This window comes from Marinifilum sp. N1E240, from assembly GCF_009295825.1.
Classification (GTDB): domain Bacteria; phylum Bacteroidota; class Bacteroidia; order Bacteroidales; family Marinifilaceae; genus Marinifilum_A; species Marinifilum_A sediminis.
In genome coordinates this window covers 472,387-492,685 of the sequence record NZ_WHKF01000003.1, presented here as the reverse complement: position 1 = coordinate 492,685, position 20,299 = coordinate 472,387, and the positions used below count along the sequence as shown (strand labels likewise).

Genomic DNA, 20,299 nt, shown 5'->3' with positions numbered 1-20,299 from the left:
TAATAAGTGTAAGCATTTTTGCTGCTAACTCATTGGTAGAGCTATGATTGGCTTTTGTATGTTTAATGAGAAATGAGCATGTGATCTAATACTTTATTTGTTATAAACTGCTCTTTATTAAAACTGTTTGGTGAAACTATGAATCTTAATGATATGGGGAATGGTAAAATGTCTACTCAGCTTCAAGTAATTTTTAAGTTAATAATAGTCTTTTGTTTGTTTGCAATTCCAAATAAAGGTTTTGCACAATATGACTATGAACACTATGTTCCGCCATTTTATAATGGATCATCTACTGATAATGATATAGGTTATCATCGTGCTATATTATCTACAAACTCTGTAAAAGATATTCGGGTTTATATTTATAGAGGATATGATGATGAAATTGATGTTGTTACAATTAGTAATACAAGTCCATATTCGTACCCATTTCTTACTCCTGTAGGAGTTGAGAAGGGTGACGTTGTTACTTACCCGCATAAATATAATTTTCCTGAAAATGTTGTTGGTGCTAAAGAGTTGAATAAAAAACTTTCTGATGATGGTCTTAGATTTTATTCACCGGATGGACCATTTTTTGTAAATATGCGACATTCAACAAGAGATCAGGGTAGTTCTTTAACTACAAAAGGAACTTATGCATATGGTACAGAATTTTTATCAGGACATACCTATACTCATCAAAATAGTGCAACTAGCAGAAGAAGTCACTTTATATCGGTAATGGCAACAGAGGACAATACGGTTGTTAATTTTACTGATATTAAAGTTTCTCGATTAACTGAATTTAATTCTGCAACAAACTCTCTTGTTTCAAAAGTAATTTCACCTACAGATGTGATTACTACTACTACTTTAATGAGAGGTGATAGTTATGTTATTGGAGTAGATCACGATTTATCTGGATTCTCAAATGCTGATAAAAACGCTTTAAATGGTACATCTATTACTTCCAATAAACCAATAGCTGTTAATAGTGGTTCATGGACTACTGGTCCATCGGGTCAGGATATTGGTGTAGACCAAATTGTACCTATCGATCAAGTTCGAAATGAGTATATTATCATGCGGGGGAAGGGGAATTATACTACAGAACGTCCTATAATTGTTGCTACGGAAGATAATACAAGAGTCGAGGTAAATGGTGTTTATGAAGGAACCATAGCCAAAAAAGGTGGATATATGGATCTGAATGATCCTTATGATGGAAATGGGAATGCCTATGTTTTAACGGATAAGAATGTTTACGTTTATCAAACTCTTTCGGGTAGTAGTTCCAGCATAGGACCTACTGTTGGTATGAACTTTATTCCTCCGGTATCAACTAGTGGAATACGAGAGGTAACCGTTCCGTATGCTGAAGTTCTATCAAAACAAGGTGTTACTGGAGTGATAACAATTCTTTCTCAGACCGGAGCAGTAATAAGTTACTCAAGAGATGGTGAAGAAGCCTTACATCCTATTAGTAATATTACTGGCTCACCTGTTAAAATTTCCGGGGTTCCACAGTGGGAGATATATAAGCTTGACGATAATTTGAAAGGTAGTTATCGTTTTTATAGTAATAAAGCAATTAATGTGGCTTGGTTGGTAAAATCAGGTGTTGTGGGTGCTGCAGGTTATTATTCTGGATTTACTAAAGAAATTTCAAAAATCATTCCTGATTTAGATATCAATACAGATGTTGATTTAAATTTGATTTGTGAAAGTTATGATGATAATATAATTGTATCTATTAAAGATCCTGCTCCTGATTTTTATGAGTGGTATGTAAATGATTTTGAAGGAGAACCAAATTTTCCTGACGGACCTCTAAATGTTCCAGCACCAGATGTTGAAACAACTTATTATGTAGTTGGTTCGTATAGGGATCCTTTAATGGATCAGTTGTATAATGGTTCATTTTTCGAATTAACGGTTGATTCTGATTATGATGAGGTTTTTGGGAACTTAAGAAATCCAGGCGAATACTCTTTAGTTAGACAAACAACTAATGCTGACCCATCATTCAAATATCCTACATTTAGTGATATGGATAATGACTACATGTTCATGGCCATATCTAAGAATTTTGGTGACACTATATACCGAGGAACAAAAGTTGATGTAGTAGATGGTTTTAACTACATCGTTAAACTACACGGAAGAAGTGTTGTTAACGAAGAATATACAACAGCACAAAGTCTTAAGGTGATGGTTAATGATGAAGTTATTGTTGATAACTTTAAAATAGAACAAACCAATGATTGGCAATCTGTTTCTGCTTTATGGAAACCAAAAGGTGCCGAAAATGCGGTAATTAAATTATTAAATAATAACGCATCGGGGATACAATCTGCTTTTGCTCTTGATAGTATAACTTTTGTACAAGCTGTGCAGGATACTGCTACTTTTGTAGCGCGTGTTGTACCAAATTATAGCTATGGTAATAATGATAAAACTTTTCATTTTTGCGAAGGCGTTAGAAACTCTCTTGATGTATCAAACGGAGATGTAAGCTGGTACGATTACTCATGGTCCAAGAAAGAAGAAGGAACAGAAAACTATATTGATTTAGTGGATAATGATGAATTTTCAGGGGTGAAAACTCATCAATTGTTCTTTGAAAATCCTCAACAAATAAATGAAGGCGAATATAGATGCTCGATTGGATTTAAAGAGGAATATACTGATTGTGGTACTTCAACAGATAATGTACATGCCGATCTAACCGTATTGGTTGATGAAGCTGCAACTATTAATATTGATGCCAATCATACTAATTTTTGTTTTGGAAAAACGGCAACTTTAACCGCTCTGGTAACTGGAGATGCAGGAGAAGTAAAATGGTATGTGAATGGAGGAGATACTCCTGTATCACTGGAAAATCCATTTGTATTTGCTGATGATTATGCTCCTGGAACCTATACAATAAGATGTGAAGCAGAAAATGGCTGTGGTAAAGCCTTTGATGAAATCAGCTTAAGGGTTTTATCAGCTCCAGAATTGACTGACTTAACGGTTAATGATAATCTTTGTGAGAATAAAGATGTAATATTAACTGCTGAAGCAACAGGTTCTGGAACATTAAACTATAATTGGAAAGAAGGAACAACGGATTTAATTGAAAAAGGTTCGACATTAACTTTCCCAGCTAGTATGGATGATCGTTCATCGATTTATTCAGTTAGTGTTAGTAGTGTTTATACTATTGATGGAGTTAATTTTGTTTGTCCTGATGATTTGACAATGTCAGTTGAGAATTTAGATATTATTCCAATTGTTACCATTGACGATGAAATTGATGATGTAACTCTTTGTGAAGGTGCTACCACGCATACATTTGAAGTTGGAGTAACAGAAGCTGACTCTTATTATAATTTTGTTTGGGAAAAAGATGGTGAGGAGGATGAAGACACTGCAGGAGCTCAAAAGATTGTATCGCCAATTGCACTTTCTGATGCAGGAACTTATAAAGTAACTGTTTCTAATGGTTGTGATTCAAAAGAATCAACAGCTACTTTATCAGTAACACCTAAAATGGTGGTGACGAGCATAACTGCTGATCCAGCGGGTCCATTTTGTTCTCCGACAAATGTAACAGTTACTTTTACTGATAATGGAGCAGTTTCGGAATATAGAGCTAAAAAACCTGATAACTCAATAATTACCATAACGAATCCATATAGTTTTGAGATTAATAATTCAACGGAGGGGACTTGGGAGTTTATAGCTGAACCAAATTGTGTGGGAGATAATTTTACTTATAAATTTACCTGGAATATTATTCCTGATTTTGGAGATGTAACAATAGAAGATGTTGGAACCTGTTTGGGAGAAGAAGTCAGTTTTCATGCTGTAGTTGAAGATGTTTCAGATTTATCAAATCTTAAGTACTTATGGAAAAATGAAGCAGAAGATGAAATTGGTACAGAGGCTGTATTAACAATTGATAATGTTGAGGAAAGTGATTTAGGAATATATACATGTACTGTTTCAGATCAGTGTAATACTGAAACAGAATCTGCAACTCTTTCTATTCAAAAAGTAAATACTCCAAAAACATCAGCTGTTGATATTGAAGTTTGTGAAGGAGATAACTTTAGTTTTGATATCGATTATATAGGAACTCCTACATTTGAATGGAGTTTTAAGAATAAATCCGGAGTAATAAAGACATTAAGTGAATCAACAGGTTCCCTAACAATAAATCCTGTTTCAAAAGATGATGAGGGAATTTATTATTGTACTGTGCATCTTATTTGTGGTGATGATGTAACCATACAAAGAAACTTGGTAGTTCATAAGCATGTTTCAATAGATCCTTCAGCACATGAAATTATTGATATTTGCCAAGGAGAAAAACCTCTTCTTAATGTTGAAGTTAAGTATACTTCTGATGCAACAGTTGCTAATTCGGATGATTATACAATTATCTGGACGGATGATTCAGATAATCCATTGGTTGGATTTGGAGATGTGAATCAAGTTCAGTTGAATGCACACAATACTCCAGGTACATATACATACAAGGCTAAAGTTACTTCATTCTGTGATAATTTATCAAAAACTTATATCGTTAAAGTTCATGAGAAGCCAATATTATCTACCCTTGATAATAATGTGGAGGAATGTGCTGGTGTAGTAAGCTTAAATATTACTGAATCTGGAGAGCACAATGGTATTTCATGGTGGAAAAATGAATTGCCAATTACAGATGGAAACACTGAACCAACTAATTATGTGATAGATCCGGCAACTAGCCCTACTAGTGATGGTAACTATATTGCAAAAGTAAATTCTAATTTTTGTGGAGACGATCAGGTTTCTATTAGTGTTGATATTACAAATAATATTGTTGTGACAGATCAATCAGATGCGATAACTACAGTTTGTGAAAATAAAACAATTTCTTTATCTGTAACTGCAGATGCTGGAGGAGATGAGATTCATTACAAATGGACTCAGACAGCTAAGCCAACAAAAATATTTCCCAATACACCAAGTATAGAATTGAAAGATGTAATGATTGATGAAGATGCTGGTGAGTATACTTGCGAATTAAGTAACGATCTTGGTTGTGGAAATGTAACTTTAACATTTAATGTAGTTGTAAATAAAAATCCTAAGATTACTAAAGATCCAGATGATCAAATAATTTGTGAAACGGAAGTATCTGTCGATTTCACAGTTGCAGGTGATGTTCAAGGTGACATACATTATCAGTGGTACGATAAAGATGATGTAGCTGTAGGTACTGATCATCCAACCTTAACTGTAGTGCCTGTTGATGGACAATCATATCATTGTAAGATATGGGGAGATGCTTGTGGAGAAGCAACCACCCAAACAGCAACACTTACCATTATACCAAAAGTTGCAGTTACTAATCCTAATCCGGTAACCATTAATGATGGTGCCGATGCAAGCTTTAGTGTAACAGCTTCGGGAGAGAAGGAGTATTCTTACCAATGGGAAATTTGGGTTGGACCGGGTGTTGATGACTATAATCCAGTTACAGGTGCAAAATATTCTGGAATAAATACAGCAGAACTTAAAATTACAAACGCATTAAAAGCTGATTTTGATGGAAATCAATACAGATGTGTGGTAACAAGTGATGGAGCAATTTGTACATTGAATGCCACTGCAATAAGTAGTGAGGCAACGCTTACGATTAATTCTATAAATAAAATTGTAAGTGCCGGACAGCCTGAAAATCAAGTAGTATGTGAGGGAGAAAATATTACATTCTCAATTACAGGAACAAAGACAACAGGTTTGACTTACCAGTGGCAGTATCATGAAGGTGATAATGTATACAAGAATGCTGATGTTTCTGATGTGAATACCGTAGGTGATATTTCAACTTATACAATTTCCGGAGCAACCCAAGATATGGAAAATTGGAGGTTCAGATGTTTGGTAAGTGACGGGCTAAGTACTCCTCAACTATCAAATGAGGTTATGGTTGATGTGTGGGAAAACATAGTAGTGTCTACATCAGATGATTCTGGTCTTACTGCTTGTGTTGATGCTCCTTTTTCAATCACAGTTGAAGCTACAGGTGATATCTTAAAATACAAATGGTATAAGGTAGGAGATGAGTCAATTTCCCTATCTGATAAAGCAACTTTTAGTATTTCTAAAGTGGATCTTTCCCATCAAGGTACTTATAAGGTTGATGTGTATAACGACCAAAATTGTAACAATGAGACAAGAACATTTGGAGTGGATGTATTGGAATTATTAACACTTGATGATCCTGAAGATGTTGTAATGTGTACAGGTGATGCTGACCCAACATTTATGGTGAAAGCAAATGGAGATGGACCATTTACTTATCAGTGGTTTGATAAAGATCATAATTCTGTCGGTACTAACGATGCAATATTGATTGTTGATACTCCAGTAGATGGACAATCGTATTATTGTGAAGTTTTTAACAATTGCAACACAATTATTTCCAAGAGTGCTTTATTAACAGTTGTAGAGCCGCTTGTTGTAATAGATCCTATAGATCAGTTAATTGCGGATAATGGAACAGCGCATTTTAATGTAACAGCTTCTGGAGAACCAAATTATTCTTATCAATGGCAAGTTTGGGTTGGACCAACGGCTGACGATTGGAGTGATTTAGCGAACGATGTTAACTATTCTGATGTTAAAACCAATGAATTGACAGTTTCAAATGCAACCATTATTGATGGTTTTGATGGTAAGCAATACCGTTGTGTAGTAACAACTGATGGAGTGAAAGGATGTATTCGTTCTGTAGAAAGTAATTTTGCTGAATTATCAATTGATGCTTTATCTTTGATTAAATCACACCCATCAGATCAAAAACTCTGTGAAAATTTACCAGTTACATTTATAGTAGAAGTAATGCCAACAGTTGATACATACAATTGGTTTTACAATGATGGAACAAATGATTATGCTGCAAAAGCTACTTGGGATGTTTCTGTTTCTGGTGAGTTAACGATTGATCCAGTAACTCCAGAGATGGATGGTTGGGAATTTTATTGTGAAGTCGCAATTGGTACAGGTTCACCTGATCCAACAAATAAAGCGAAATTAACAGTATGGGAAGAAGTGGCAATTACTTCACCAGTTAATCTTGATACACCAATTGAAGTTTGTAAAGGAGAATCTAGAAACCTTTCTGTCATAGCAACAGGAGATGAGAGGGAGTATAAATGGTATGAACAAGCTACTCCTGCTACAGTTCTGTCTACAACTGATTCATATTTTGTTGATGAAATTAATGCAGACATTGTTTATGTGTGTGAAGTTTCAAATGATTGTGTAACTGAAAGTAGAACATTTACTTTTACAGTTCGGGATGAATTGGTTATTACAACTCCTCTAACAACAAACACTATTTGTGAAGGAGAACTTATACCTGAATTTAATGTTGCAGCTACAGGTTATGCACCATTGAGTTATCATTGGTTCGAAAATGGAGTGGAAGTTCCTGCTTCGAATAGTGACAAATTTACGCCAGCAACAGCTGTTGATGGTAACACCTATTATTGTGTTATTACTGATGGATGTGGAAAAAGCTTAACTAGTGATGTTGCAGAACTGATCGTAAACCAGGGAGTAACTATTACTTCTGAACCAAGTGATATTACCATTTCAGATGGTGAAAATGCTACATTTGAATTAACTGCTATAGGTGATGAAATACCTGGAACACCAATAACTTATCAATGGCAAATTCTAAATGGTGCATCTTGGGATAATTTAGCGGATGATGTAACCTATTCTGGCTGTAAAACAGCAAGTTTAGAAATTACGAAAGCAAATCTTTCATTTAACGGAAAACAATATCGTTGTCTGGTTAGTAATACTTGTTCAACGGATGTAGAAAGCGCTACAGTAATATTAAGCGTTAACGCTTTATATAAAATTTTAACTCCTCCATCTAATATTCAAGCTTGTTTGAATGATGAAGTTTATTTCGAAATTGTAGGAACTACACCAGGACTTGATTATGCTTGGGAATATGAAAATGGAAGCGGAATTTTTGTAAATGCTGAAGTTGTTCCTGGCATGTCTGAAGTGCTAACTGTAAATGGATCTAAACTAAAAATAGATAATGCTAGCTTAACTATGGCATCTTGGACTTTCAGATGTATTGTAAGTGATGGTTCTAGCACCGATGATATTTCGAATGTTGTTAGTATGGAAGTTTTTGAACCAATTGAAATTACTCCAATTGATAATCAGGAATTGTGTTTCGATGAAAGTAAACAAATTACTTTGGATGTTACTTCAGGAACCGAGCCATACACTTACTCTTGGACTAAGGATGCAACAGAAGTTTCAGCAACAGCAATTGTAAATATTGGTGGAGCTGATAATGGAAACTACAAAGTAATTGCTAGTAATGGTGGAGTTTGCCCTGATAAATCAAGCGAATTTACAGTAATTCATCATTCTAAATTAAGCTTAGATGCCTGGGAAAATGCAGATCATGTTTGTATTGGTACTCCTGAAACATTATCAGTAAGTATTGATAATGTTGATCCAGCACTCACATTATCATACAAATGGTATAAAGATGGAGCTGAAATAGTTGGAGAAACAAGTGTCGATTATATTTTAACTGCAGCAGATAAGAGTAAAGCCGGACAATATAAAGTTGAAGTATTTGATGGTTGTTCTACTGAATTTGTGTCAGGATATGTGGATGTATATCAATCTATTGCTCCTGTAAGTATTTGGCCTGCAGAAAAGACACTTTGTCTTGGTGAAGAGTTGAATCTGGAAGCTATTGTTTCTGGTGATGCAACTTCTTATACATGGACTAAGAATGATATTCCATTTGTTGCGAATACAACACATTTAATCGCAGAAGTAGGTATTGGAGATGCAGGAATTTACAAATGCGTAATTAAAGACGAATGTGGCATAGAAATAACTTATATAATAGATATTAGTATTTTATCTATACCTGAAATTACTAAGGGACTAGAAATATTACCAGAAATATGTGAAGGCGAAGTATTAGAGCTTGGTCCTATTGAAATAGTTGGAACTTATGATGCTATTAAATGGACATTAAGTGATGATTCTGAAGATAATGTTTCTGGTCTTAATTTAATTCTGGGAGCTGCCATAACTGAAATGGAAGGAAACTATAAAGTAGCAGTTTCAAATGTATGTGGTGAAGATGTTTCTGTTGGAACACAAATTGTAAATCCAACACCAACACTTGCTTCAATTGATGATCAAACTGTTTGTCAGAATGAAGGCGTAGTTTTCAGAGCTGAAACAACTGGTCGTGATTTACATTATCAATGGAAAATTGATGGAGTTGATCAGGCAACTGATGCAGCAGAGTTAATTATTGATGGAACAGAGGTGTTACCAGATGATCCATTCAATGCAAGAACATACAATATTGAATGTACTGTCACAAATGATAATGGCTGTGGTGAAATTTTAAATGAAACAGCTCAGTTAATTGTTAATCCGAGTACAATTTTAAATACAACTCTTAAAAATGTTGTAAAATACGTTGGAGATGATTATACAATGGCTTTGGATGTTACAGGTGATGATTTGGTTTATACCTGGTCACATGTTGTGGATGGTGTAAAAACTGATTTGACAGGAATTACAGGATCGTTTATCGATTTTACAAACATTCAAATGAGTGATGCGGGTTATTACAATTGTGTAATTACTGGTATTTGTGGAACCAGATTGGCATCGGGTAAATTAACAGTTAAAGAACCTGTTAAGATAATTGATGGACTAACCAATTTTATAGAAAAATGTGAAGGTGAATCTTTAAATTTAACGCTTAGTGCGAGTGGTCAAATAACCTCAAAAGAGTGGTTCAAAGATGGGAATCCATTAGGCAACACTGAGTTTACTCATTTTATTCCGGAATTGAGCATAGCAGATGCTGGTACATATACTTGTGTAATAAAAGGTGAAGGATTACCTGTATCAGGAATTGAAGAATCAACAATAGTGAGAGTATATTCAAATACGACTTTGAATGCACCTATTGGAAATCAAACAATTTGTGAAAATGATGAATTGAATTGGAGTCCTAATATTTCTGGTGCTGCTGATCTTACTTATAAATGGTTCTTTGGAGGAACTGAAGTTTCAACGAAGAAAGATTTGCATTACGATAATTTGACATTAGCACAAGAAGGTGAATACGAGGTTCAAGTAAAAGGATTTTGTGGTGATGTTTCCAGTTCAGGTACACTTGAAGTAACTGAATTACCAAAAGTTATTGGCGTTAGCGATAACAATGAAGTATGTGAAAACACTTCTTTAGTGGAGTTTAGCGTTCTAGCAACGGGTGAAAACTTAAGATATCAGTGGAGAAAAAACACTATTGATATTGCCGGTAAAACTTCTCCAACTCTTAGTTTAACATCTATTCAGTTGGATGATGAGGCAACTTATGATTGTAGAGTTTATAATTCTTGTGGAGAAGATATTAGTGCTAGTATGGAACTAAGTGTGATACCTCAATTATCAATTCTATCGGAACCTGTTGATTTGGAAGTTTGTGCAGGTGAGCCAGTAACATTTACTGCTGAAGTTGTGGGTAATGATGTAAATTATCAATGGAAATTAAACGGTACAGATATTACTGGAGCAACAAATTCTGTTTATGATATTTTAGAAACGGAAGATGCTGATAATGGTTATTATACATGTATTGTTTCGGATTTTTGTACAGATTCCAGATCTACCAAGCCAACAGAATTGGTGGTGAATAAATTACCAAACTCTGAGATTATTGGTAGAATGGTACTTTGTGCTAAAGAGGATAGAGTTACATATACAACAATTGATCAAAAAAATATTGTATACGGATGGGGTGTTGATGGAGGTATCTTTGCCGGACCAGATGAAGGTTTGCGAACTAGAATTACCTGGGAGGAAGTTGCTAATGGCGAATTATCGATAATGATAACCAATAACGAGACAGGATGTTCTTCGAAGGTTGATTCATTGGTAACCTTGAATGCATTACCTGAGGTTAATCTTGAAGTCTTTGATTCAAAAGGTGTATGTGAAGAAAGTTTTGAACTTTCAGGAGGATATCCAGCAGGTGGTATTTATTGGGTGAATGGAATCTCTGAAGAAACATTTGATCCAGCAGATAAGGGACCAGGTGAGTATACAATTCACTATTCTTACACGGATAAATTTGGATGCTCTAATGTAACAGAAACAACTTCATTAAAAGTTGATGAGTTGCCAACAGTTGATATTACAGACGATACTACAATAGGTAGTTGTTCACCATTTACATTAGTAGCTGATACCAAAGAGGACAACATTAAATGGTCACCAGCTGATAATTTGAATGATGTAAATTCAATGACACCAATATTTACTCCAGGAGAATCACAGGTGTATGTTGCCAGTGTTATGGATGAACATGGTTGTGTTGGCATCGACTTGGTCAATTTAAATGTTGCACCATTACCAGAGGTTACAACTATCGAAGATATAACAGCAGGACAGTGTAATGAATTGCAATTGTTGACTGATATTGTTGGTGATGCGGGTGAAATTACCTGGACAAATCCAGATCATTTGGATGATCCGACAACAAGAAGTCCACGAATTGTAAATGCTCCAGAAGGAACATATACTTATAAGATTAATGTTGTGGACCTTTATGGTTGTGATGCTGGAGATGAGGTAACTGTAAGTATTGTTGCAGATCCGGAGTTAGATGAAGATAAATTTGGTTGTGAAGGCGATCAATTTGAAGTGAATCTAACAGGAATGGACAAGCCAATTTGGGATGATGGATATGCTGGAGACACCAGAACTGTTGAAACGCCAGGTAAATACACATTAACTGTTGAAAATGAATATGGTTGTGGAGATAAACAAAACTTTGTAATTAATCCTACACCAAATCCTAAATTAATGGATTACTTGATTATAGATGGACCAGATGAGGTTGAAATTGTTGAAGGCAAACCTGTAATTATTTTTGAAGGACAAACATTGACTTTAGGTTCAAATCTTCCATTGGAATATTCACCATATAATTTTACATGGGAAGATGGTAAAGAAGGTAGTATTCTTCAGCGATATGATGTTACTGAAACAGGATTGTATAAATTGACTGTCGTAGATAATTTGGGTTGTGTGGCAAAAGATTCAGTTGATGTTGAAGTAAAACCTGTTGGAATTGAACAGCCAAGTGCATTTACTCCAAATTCGAATAATGAGAATGACAGGTTCTATTTGAAGGATATTAATTACGATATTCAAAAATATGAAATGTACGTTTACGACAGATGGGGTGAATTATTATTTATCGGCAGCGAACCAGGTTATAATGGTGGTTGGGATGGACAATATAAAGGAAAGCTTTGTCCTACAGGAGCTTATGTTTGGATGTTGTTCATAAATGGTGATCTGACAAATAAAGGAACCTTTATGTTGATCAGATAATTCGATAAAACTTTTATTTAATCAATAAAATAAATTTAATTTACATGTGATTTCGGGAATCGTAGTGATTCCCGGATCGCATATATTCAAAATCATACTGTAGGATTTTAAACCACAAACTGATGAAGAGGGCTCTACTTGCTTTTTGCATGTTGTTTTTTACTTCGGTAACCTGTCTTTTTGCACAGGATATCCGATTCTCACAATTTTATGCAAATAAATTGTATTTAAATCCTGCTCTTGCAGGATCGACTAATTATTCAAATGTAAGTTTAAACTATAGGAACCAATGGCCAAATCTTGATTTGCCATATGTTACTTATAGCGTTTCATTTGATAATTTTTACGAAGCCTTAAATGGTGGTATAGGAATAACTGTTATTCAGGATGATCAAGGAGATGGAGCTCTTAAAACAACGACTTTTGCGGGTATGTATTCTTTTTATTTAAGAATTAACGACGATCTGATAGTTCGTCCGGCCATACAGGCTGCCTATATGCAAAAGAAAGTCGATTGGGCGAATTTGGTTTTCCCCGATCAGGTATCTCCAATTTATGGTAGCATTTTTCCTCACAATACATCTGGTGATCCAGCAAATAGAAAAAAAGGAGGCTGGGATTTTTCGTTGGGCTCGATTGCTTACTACAAGGATTATTATTTCGGTATTGCAGCTCATCATTTAGCAAAACCAGATTTAAGTTTTGATGATGAACAAGAAGATAAATTACAAACAAAAATAACAGTTCATGCAGGAGCCGAGTTTGTTTTAGGAGGAAGAAGCAGAAGGTATGCCGATAATTGGATTTTAGCTCCAGCCTTACTTTATCAAAAGCAAGGCGATTTTTCTCAAATGAATTATGGATTGTATGCAAGTAAAAGTTCTATGGTGTTTGGTTTATGGTTCAATCAGAATTTCGAGCCAAATTACGACTCGTTTATTGCCATGGTAGGTTTCGTTACCGAACGATTTAAAGTGGCTTACAGTTACGATTATGCCATTTCTAAGCTAATTCATACCAATACTGGAGCACACGAAATTTCATTTTCCTTTCCTTTGGTGGCTGATATGAATAAAAGAAGAAAAAGAATTAAAGCCGTACGTTCACCGGTTTTCTAAAATATTTAAGAAATTATGAAAATAAAAAAAGGAGACAATCTTCACAGATTGTCTCCTTTTTATGAGTTATGGCAATAGTTATTTAATTCTTTCCAGATACTTTGCTTTGATCTTTTTCATCAAATCCAGGCTTAAATCTTCAGCATATACACGAATCATATCTACAGCCTTAAAATGGTCGTAAATAAAGCCCAACGAGACGTCAAAATGCATCATCTCCATATTGTATTTAACTTGTTTTGTTAGTAGCTCAAATTGCTCCCACGATAGTTTTTGAGGTATGGTAAAATAACCATGATTGGGCTCAATATGATCTTTGTAAAATCCATCTTCAATTACATCCAAAGCAAAAAACTTATCCAATTGAATCATCGCTTTTGAATTGTGTGGAATAGATCCACTCGACTTAAGCTGAATGCCTTCTTTTTTATAAGATGCCTGCAGTTCCTTCACCTGATCATAGGTACTTAATCTTCTGATACGAATAACATGATAAACATCATTGAAGATAGTTATACTACCTACAGCAGCATGAAAGTTAGCTTCAAAATACGACATGATTTTCTGTGTAGCACGAGTGAATACTTCCAAATCGTATTTCTTATCCATTACCAAATAAATGTAATGAGGTTTAACATCTTTCTGAAAACCGTCATAATACTCATAGTAGCCAGGAAACGGATTTGTAGCTTCCAGTACAATGGTATTAGGTAATATTTTATTATCGATTACTTCAAGTGTTTCTTCTTTTAGAAGACTTCCAAATTTTACAACATAGTTTTCAGCAGCCATAGTAGAAGGATTGAGGGGTTAATACTCCGATTGTCTTATACTTAAACATAGTAAATTTTGCATGTAAAAACAAGACTTAAAACTCTTTTTAATAATGTAAATTTTCTTTAATGATCTCGGGTAAAGATAGGTGCGTTTATTTTCGATAAATTTGGATTGTAGATGTATCCGTCTAAATCAAATGCTTTTAAATCTTCCGGATCAGTAATTTCATTCTGAATAATGAATCGAGTCATTAATCCTCTTGCTTTTTTTGCAAAGAAGCTGATCATTTTATACTCTCCATTTTTTAAATCTTTAAATCCAGGAGTAATAATCTCGGCTTTTACTTTCTTATTTTTTATGGATTTGAAATATTCATTTGAGGCTAAATTGATCAAATGTTTGTGATCATTCTCTTTTAAAGTTTGATTAATTGACTTTGTGATTTTCTCACCCCAGAACTGATACAAATTATCTCCTCGTCTGTTCTCTAATTTCTTACCCATTTCCAATCGGTAGGCCTGAATTAAATCCATAGGTTTTAATACACCATATAAACCAGATAAAATTCGAAGATTGGTTTGTGAACGTTCCAAATCTTTATCACTAAAAGTAGCTGCATCAATTCCGGTATAAACATCCCCTTTAAAGGCAAGCAAGGCTTGTTTAGCATTGTCCTCGTTAAATGGTAGATGCCACTCGTGAAAGCGTTCAAAATTGAGCTGAGCAAGTTTGGGACTAATTCCCATTAAGTCGGCAATGTCATCCACTTTAAGTTTACGAAGTACTTTAATTAATTGAGCGGAATCTTTTGTGAACTCTGCATCGGAGTGTATATTACTTGTTGTTGGAGTATCAAAATCCAATGTTTTAGCAGGAGATATAACTATTAGCATATTTTGTGTTTTTGATTGGAATTTAAAATTACTTATTATTCAGAAAACCATCAATAGAGTTTATCATTATTGATGATAGCTTAGTTTTTATCTATAACAAGAGACTGAAAAAATGGCTTCCCCAGCTTGGGGAAAGCTGAAATGAAAATAGAAATACCTTCCCCAACTTGGGAAAGCGTGTTTCATGAAAAAAGAGGGCTTCCCCAGCTTGGGAAAATGCAAAATTGAATTTAGAGAGGCATTCCCAGCTTGGGGAAAGGTGAATTGAAATAAAAGGACTGTTTCCCAACTTGGGGAAGCTTTATTTTTAAAAAAGAGGGTCTCCCCAGTTTGGGGAAGGCAATTCTGAAAAAAAATGGCTTCCCCAAAACAGAAAAACCACTAATAGTAATTTCAAAAAAAAGAGGCTGACTATTGGACAACCTCTTTTAAAATCAGTAATTATAAATTTTTATCAGGATACAGATTGTTCCACCATTGTGGTTGATCTTTTAAGTATTTTGCGAAATAGGCAAATATGGTGTTGTTCCAAAGAATTCGTTTGGTGTAGTTTTGAATCAAGTGGTTCTGTCCGTTTACCTGAACAAAATCAACATCTTTACCCAATAGTTTTAAGGCCTGGTACATTTGAATACTCTCGCCAAGAGGAACATTGGTATCTACACTTCCGTGTAACAAAAGCATTGGTGTTGTAATTTTATCGGCATTAAACAGCGGACTTTGATCCACATAAATATCTTTTCTGTTCCAAGGGAATGATTTCCCAGTGGCATTCATACTGTATGAATATCCCCAGTAACCTTCTCCCCAATAACTGGTAATATCACTAATACCTGCATGAGAAATAGCAGCAGCAAAAATATCTGTTCTGGTTTGAAGCAATTGAGTCGTAAATCCGCCATACGAAGCACCAATACATCCTACTTTATCTGCATCTACAAATGGATGAGCTTTCATAAATTTCTTGGTTCCTTCGATAATTTCATCGGCAGTAGTGATTCCCCAGTTGTTTTGATGACGAGCAGAGAATTCCTGACCGAACCCTGTTGCTCCACTTGGTTGCAATAGGTACACCACATAGCCCATGGCAGCATACATATTTAATGGGTATCTTCCGCCAAAACTTCTCTCAACAGGTGAAGTTCCGCCATAGTAGTTCACAATCATCGGGTATTTTTTGTTTGCATCGAAATTAGGTGGATAATAGGCTCTACCAATAATTGTTGTGCCATCCTCTTTTGTGAAGTTCCAATCTTCAGTTTTGCCAAACTGTACATTTACCAAATGTTCTTTTTCAGGATTGGAAATAATGTTTACTTTTTTCGAATTCAACTCATAAACAAAAGCTTTGTTTGGAGATGAAATACTGCAAGCTACATAGCTAATTGTTTCACCATTATCCGATAAATCGAAATTACGAACCACATCAGATTTTGTATTCAGTTTACTGAATTCTTTTGAAGCAAGATTGTATGCGAACAGGCATTCGTAATCTTTATCCTGAGCTTTAATGTATATTTTTTGGTCTTTTTTGTTCCAAACAGCATTCGATATTGCCGGATCGAAGTTATAAGTCAAGGGCTCAACATTTTTACTTGCTAAATCATAAATGTACAACTGTCCGTCGTAGTTGTTCGCTATAGGATGATTGCCAATATTTTCACCAATTTTCCCGAAACAAGAAGGACCACCTTGAACTAATAATTGCTTTCCATCAGGAGAATATTGAGCGTATCCAGCAACCAATTTATCTTTCCAAAGGGTATCAACAGCAAATGTTTGCACATTCATCTGATAAAGATTCTGTTTGAAATAAGGGTAATCACTGTAATCAGGACGAGAAGTTGTAAATAAAATGTGCTTCCCATCAGAACTGATATCCGCTAAATTGGTACTTAGCGTACCATAGGTTAATCGTTGCTTTACACCGCTTTCCACATCAAGTTTATACAAAAAACTTCTGTTTCGATACCAAGGCAAACGATCTTCCATGCCCTGGAATTTTCTTAGTTTCCATTCTTTCGAATGATCTTTATTGGTGCTGTAAATGATGAATTGTCCATTTGGAGCCCAGTTGTATCCAGAAAAATCTGAGATGTTAGCGCTTATTTGCTGCTCTTCCTGTTTCTGAAAATCAAATGCAAAAATGGATGTTTTACCATTGTATGATTTTGTGTAAGAGATTTTAGAACCGATTGGCAACCATTTAATACTTGACAATTGACTACCTCTAAAGCTGCGAATGATATTTCCTGTTGCTATTTCTTGAATTTCTTTCCAGTTTTCAGTTTTATCAGAAGGAGGCAAGGTGCGAGAGTAGGAAATTAAAGCATATTTTCCATCAAAGGAAAGAGCAGTGCTTTTTACTTTAGTACCATCTAACACTTTATTGATATCTATGAATTGTTTTGGAGATAAGGATAGATCAAACAATTCTGAATTCCAGTCTTTTTTGGCTATTAGATTTAGTTTGAATTTATTATTTTTCGCTCCTGATAGGATTTTAACTACAATTTTATGATGTCCTTGTTCTAGCTGTAAGCTTTCGCTTAATTCTTTTGCTTCTTCATCTTCATGTTTGTAATGCGATAGCTTTTTTACACCATCAACATATATTTCAACCATTGGAAAGCTATTCAGTTTTAAATCAAATTTGCTCCATTGATTGGTGTTGAAGTAGGAAACAAAATAATACAACTGATTGGCTTTGTTTGGAAGAGAGACAAAGCCTTTAGAATTTGCACGTTTTTCTTTCCATGTTAAAATCTTGCCATTCCAGCTGAACTGATCATTTGCTTTCGGGGTAATTTTGCACAGATCCAATTGATTTTCCTGAAGAAGGTTTTTCAATTCGAAAGTACTGCCATTAAAATCTTCGATCGTATTAAACGCAGGTAAGTGTATTTCTATAGCTTCGGTCTGAAGCCAGTTTTTGATTGTCTTTTGCTGATTCTCTTCCTTTGAAGAAGCAAAGCAAAGGTTTACACTAATTAATAATGTTAGTGCAGATACTATAAGCTTATTCATCTGTTAAAATTTTCAGGTTTGTTGATAGAATTCAATACTACGGATTTTTCCAAGCATAAAAAAGGATATTTGTTAGCAAGTAGATACCTTTTCGATAATCATATTAATTTTCACGAAGAAATTACCTAATTGTTGACATTTGAATAAATTAGCTTATATTTGTTGTACTCAAAAACGGAGGAAAGCTATGAATACAATTGTCACATGTTCACCTTATACTTATAAAAGCTAATCCAGCTTAAGCTTTCCGTATTCACATTTACTTATTTTTTATTTGTAACGGAGGCGTAAGCCACCCGATACACTATTTCTATACACCTAAATTTTTGGAGGGAAAATTATGAACAGATCATTTGATTGTTATGTGCAAACATCGGTATATGTGCCGGTAGCAACAGAAAATAATTTAAGAAAAAGAGAGAGATTAAACGAGTTAGTACAACATTTTAAGCGAAAACGTAATGCGCCATAATATCAATATAGAAGAAAGAGAAAATAATAAAGGTTTTAACCGCTTAGTATGGCTTTGGAGATTAATACAAGAAGCTTTATCGGGAGAAGAGAAGGATTACACCAATGGAAAAATAGGAAAAGCATTGTTTATGCTGGCTATTCCAATGGTGCTGGAAATGATTTTTGAATCGGTGTTTGCAGTTGCCGATATATTTTTCGTTTCCAAATTAGGCGATGATGCTGTTGCAACAGTTGGTATCACTGAATCGATTACAACAATAGTGTACGCAATTGGTTTTGGATTATCGATGGCAACAACTGCTTTAGTTGCTAGAAGAATTGGTGAAAAGAAACCTGAGGAAGCTGCAAAAATATCTTTTCAGGCAATTGCAACAGGAGCTTTCGCATCCATATTCATTGCAATAATTGGAATATTTTATTCTCGTGATTTATTGGCTTTAATGGGAGCTAATGAAAATATCATTAACGGGATGTCGGGGTATACTACTATTATTTTGGGTAGTAATATCATTATCATGTTGCTGTTCATCAACAATGCAATATTCCGATCGGCAGGAGATGCTGCTCTTTCGATGAGGGTTTTGATTGTAGCCAACTGTTTAAATATAATTTTAGATCCAATGTTGATTTTTGGTTTGGGACCAATTCCAGCTATGGGAGTGGAAGGTGCCGCCATTGCTACATCAATTGGACGAGGTCTTGCTGTTGTATATCAGTTTGTGATGTTGGCAAAAGGTAGCGGAAAGATTCATTTAAGAAGAGAACATATTCGCATTAAGCTTGATACGATTAAGCAATTAATTAATTTGTCAATTGGAGGAATAGGGCAAAATATTATTGCTACTTCAAGTTGGATAGGATTGATGAGGATAATGGCTGAATTTGGGAGTGCCGCTATTGCAGGTTACACCATTGCAATTCGAATTCTGATTTTTATCCTTCTACCTTCATGGGGATTGAGTAATGCAGCTGCAACTTTAGTCGGTCAGAATTTAGGGGCAGAACAACCAGATCGTGCGGAACAATCAGTTTGGAAAGCTGGAAAAATAAATGTGATTTTTTTAGGACTAATTGGAGTCGTATTTTTCCTGTTTCCAGGATTCTTTATCGAATTGTTTACCAAAGAACAAGCAATTGTTAGCAATGGAATTCAAGCTTTAAAAATTATCAGCCTTGGTTTTATTTTTTACGGATTGGGCATGGTATTGCTCAACTCGATAAATGGAGCCGGAGATACTAAAACTCCTACCTTACTGAATTTTATTAGTTTTTGGCTTATTGAAATACCTGTAGCTTATCTTTTAGCTATTCAGTTTGGATGGGATCAAAAAGGAGTATTCTATTCCATAATTATAGCAGAAATGTGCTTAACCTTAATAGCCTTTGCATGGTTTAAACAGGGTAAATGGAAGTTGAAGAAGGTGTAATAAATTACAAAATCCAAAAAACAAATTCCAAAATCTCAAATTAGGAATTATAATATAGGCTTCATCAGTAAGTTTTGGCTTCTGATGGAGCTTTTTATGAAAATCTTAAAAAGTATGGACATTGAAGTTTGGAATTTGA

The 20,299-nt window shown here is 34.7% G+C and carries 6 protein-coding genes; 3 read left to right on the top strand and 3 right to left on the bottom strand.

The genetic code is table 11. From position 1 onward, the window contains the following. The first annotated feature begins 138 nt into the window (after positions 1-138). Positions 139-12,444, top strand: coding sequence for a T9SS type B sorting domain-containing protein (locus tag GCQ56_RS10965; RefSeq protein ID WP_152734502.1), 12,306 nt, complete (start codon positions 139-141; stop codon positions 12,442-12,444). A gap of 122 nt (positions 12,445-12,566) precedes the next feature. Beyond that, complete coding sequence (locus tag GCQ56_RS10960; protein ID WP_152734501.1) at positions 12,567-13,562, top strand: type IX secretion system membrane protein PorP/SprF; 996 nt, start codon at positions 12,567-12,569, stop codon at positions 13,560-13,562. Between the two features lie 78 nt (positions 13,563-13,640). On the opposite strand, the gene GCQ56_RS10955 is transcribed toward GCQ56_RS10960, so the two are convergent. From GCQ56_RS10955 to GCQ56_RS10945, 3 genes are all read right to left on the bottom strand, one after another. Continuing rightward, a complete protein-coding gene (locus tag GCQ56_RS10955) occupies positions 13,641-14,354 on the bottom strand; it encodes a hypothetical protein (RefSeq protein ID WP_152734500.1) in 714 nt (237 codons plus the stop codon). A 107-nt stretch (positions 14,355-14,461) separates the two neighbouring features. After that, the gene (yaaA, locus tag GCQ56_RS10950) at positions 14,462-15,232 is read right to left on the bottom strand and encodes a peroxide stress protein YaaA (RefSeq protein ID WP_152734499.1); all 771 of its coding nucleotides are present in this window, start codon (positions 15,230-15,232) and stop codon (positions 14,462-14,464) included. Between the two features lie 441 nt (positions 15,233-15,673). Next, positions 15,674-18,259 (bottom strand): prolyl oligopeptidase family serine peptidase, encoded by a 2,586-nt coding sequence (locus GCQ56_RS10945; protein ID WP_152734498.1) that lies wholly within the window; start codon positions 18,257-18,259, stop codon positions 15,674-15,676. Between the two features lie 461 nt (positions 18,260-18,720). Here GCQ56_RS10945 and GCQ56_RS10940 point away from each other — a divergent pair, with 461 nt between their 5' ends. Continuing rightward, positions 18,721-20,160 (top strand): MATE family efflux transporter, encoded by a 1,440-nt coding sequence (locus GCQ56_RS10940; protein WP_152734497.1) that lies wholly within the window; start codon positions 18,721-18,723, stop codon positions 20,158-20,160. Positions 20,161-20,299: the final 139 nt, after the last annotated feature.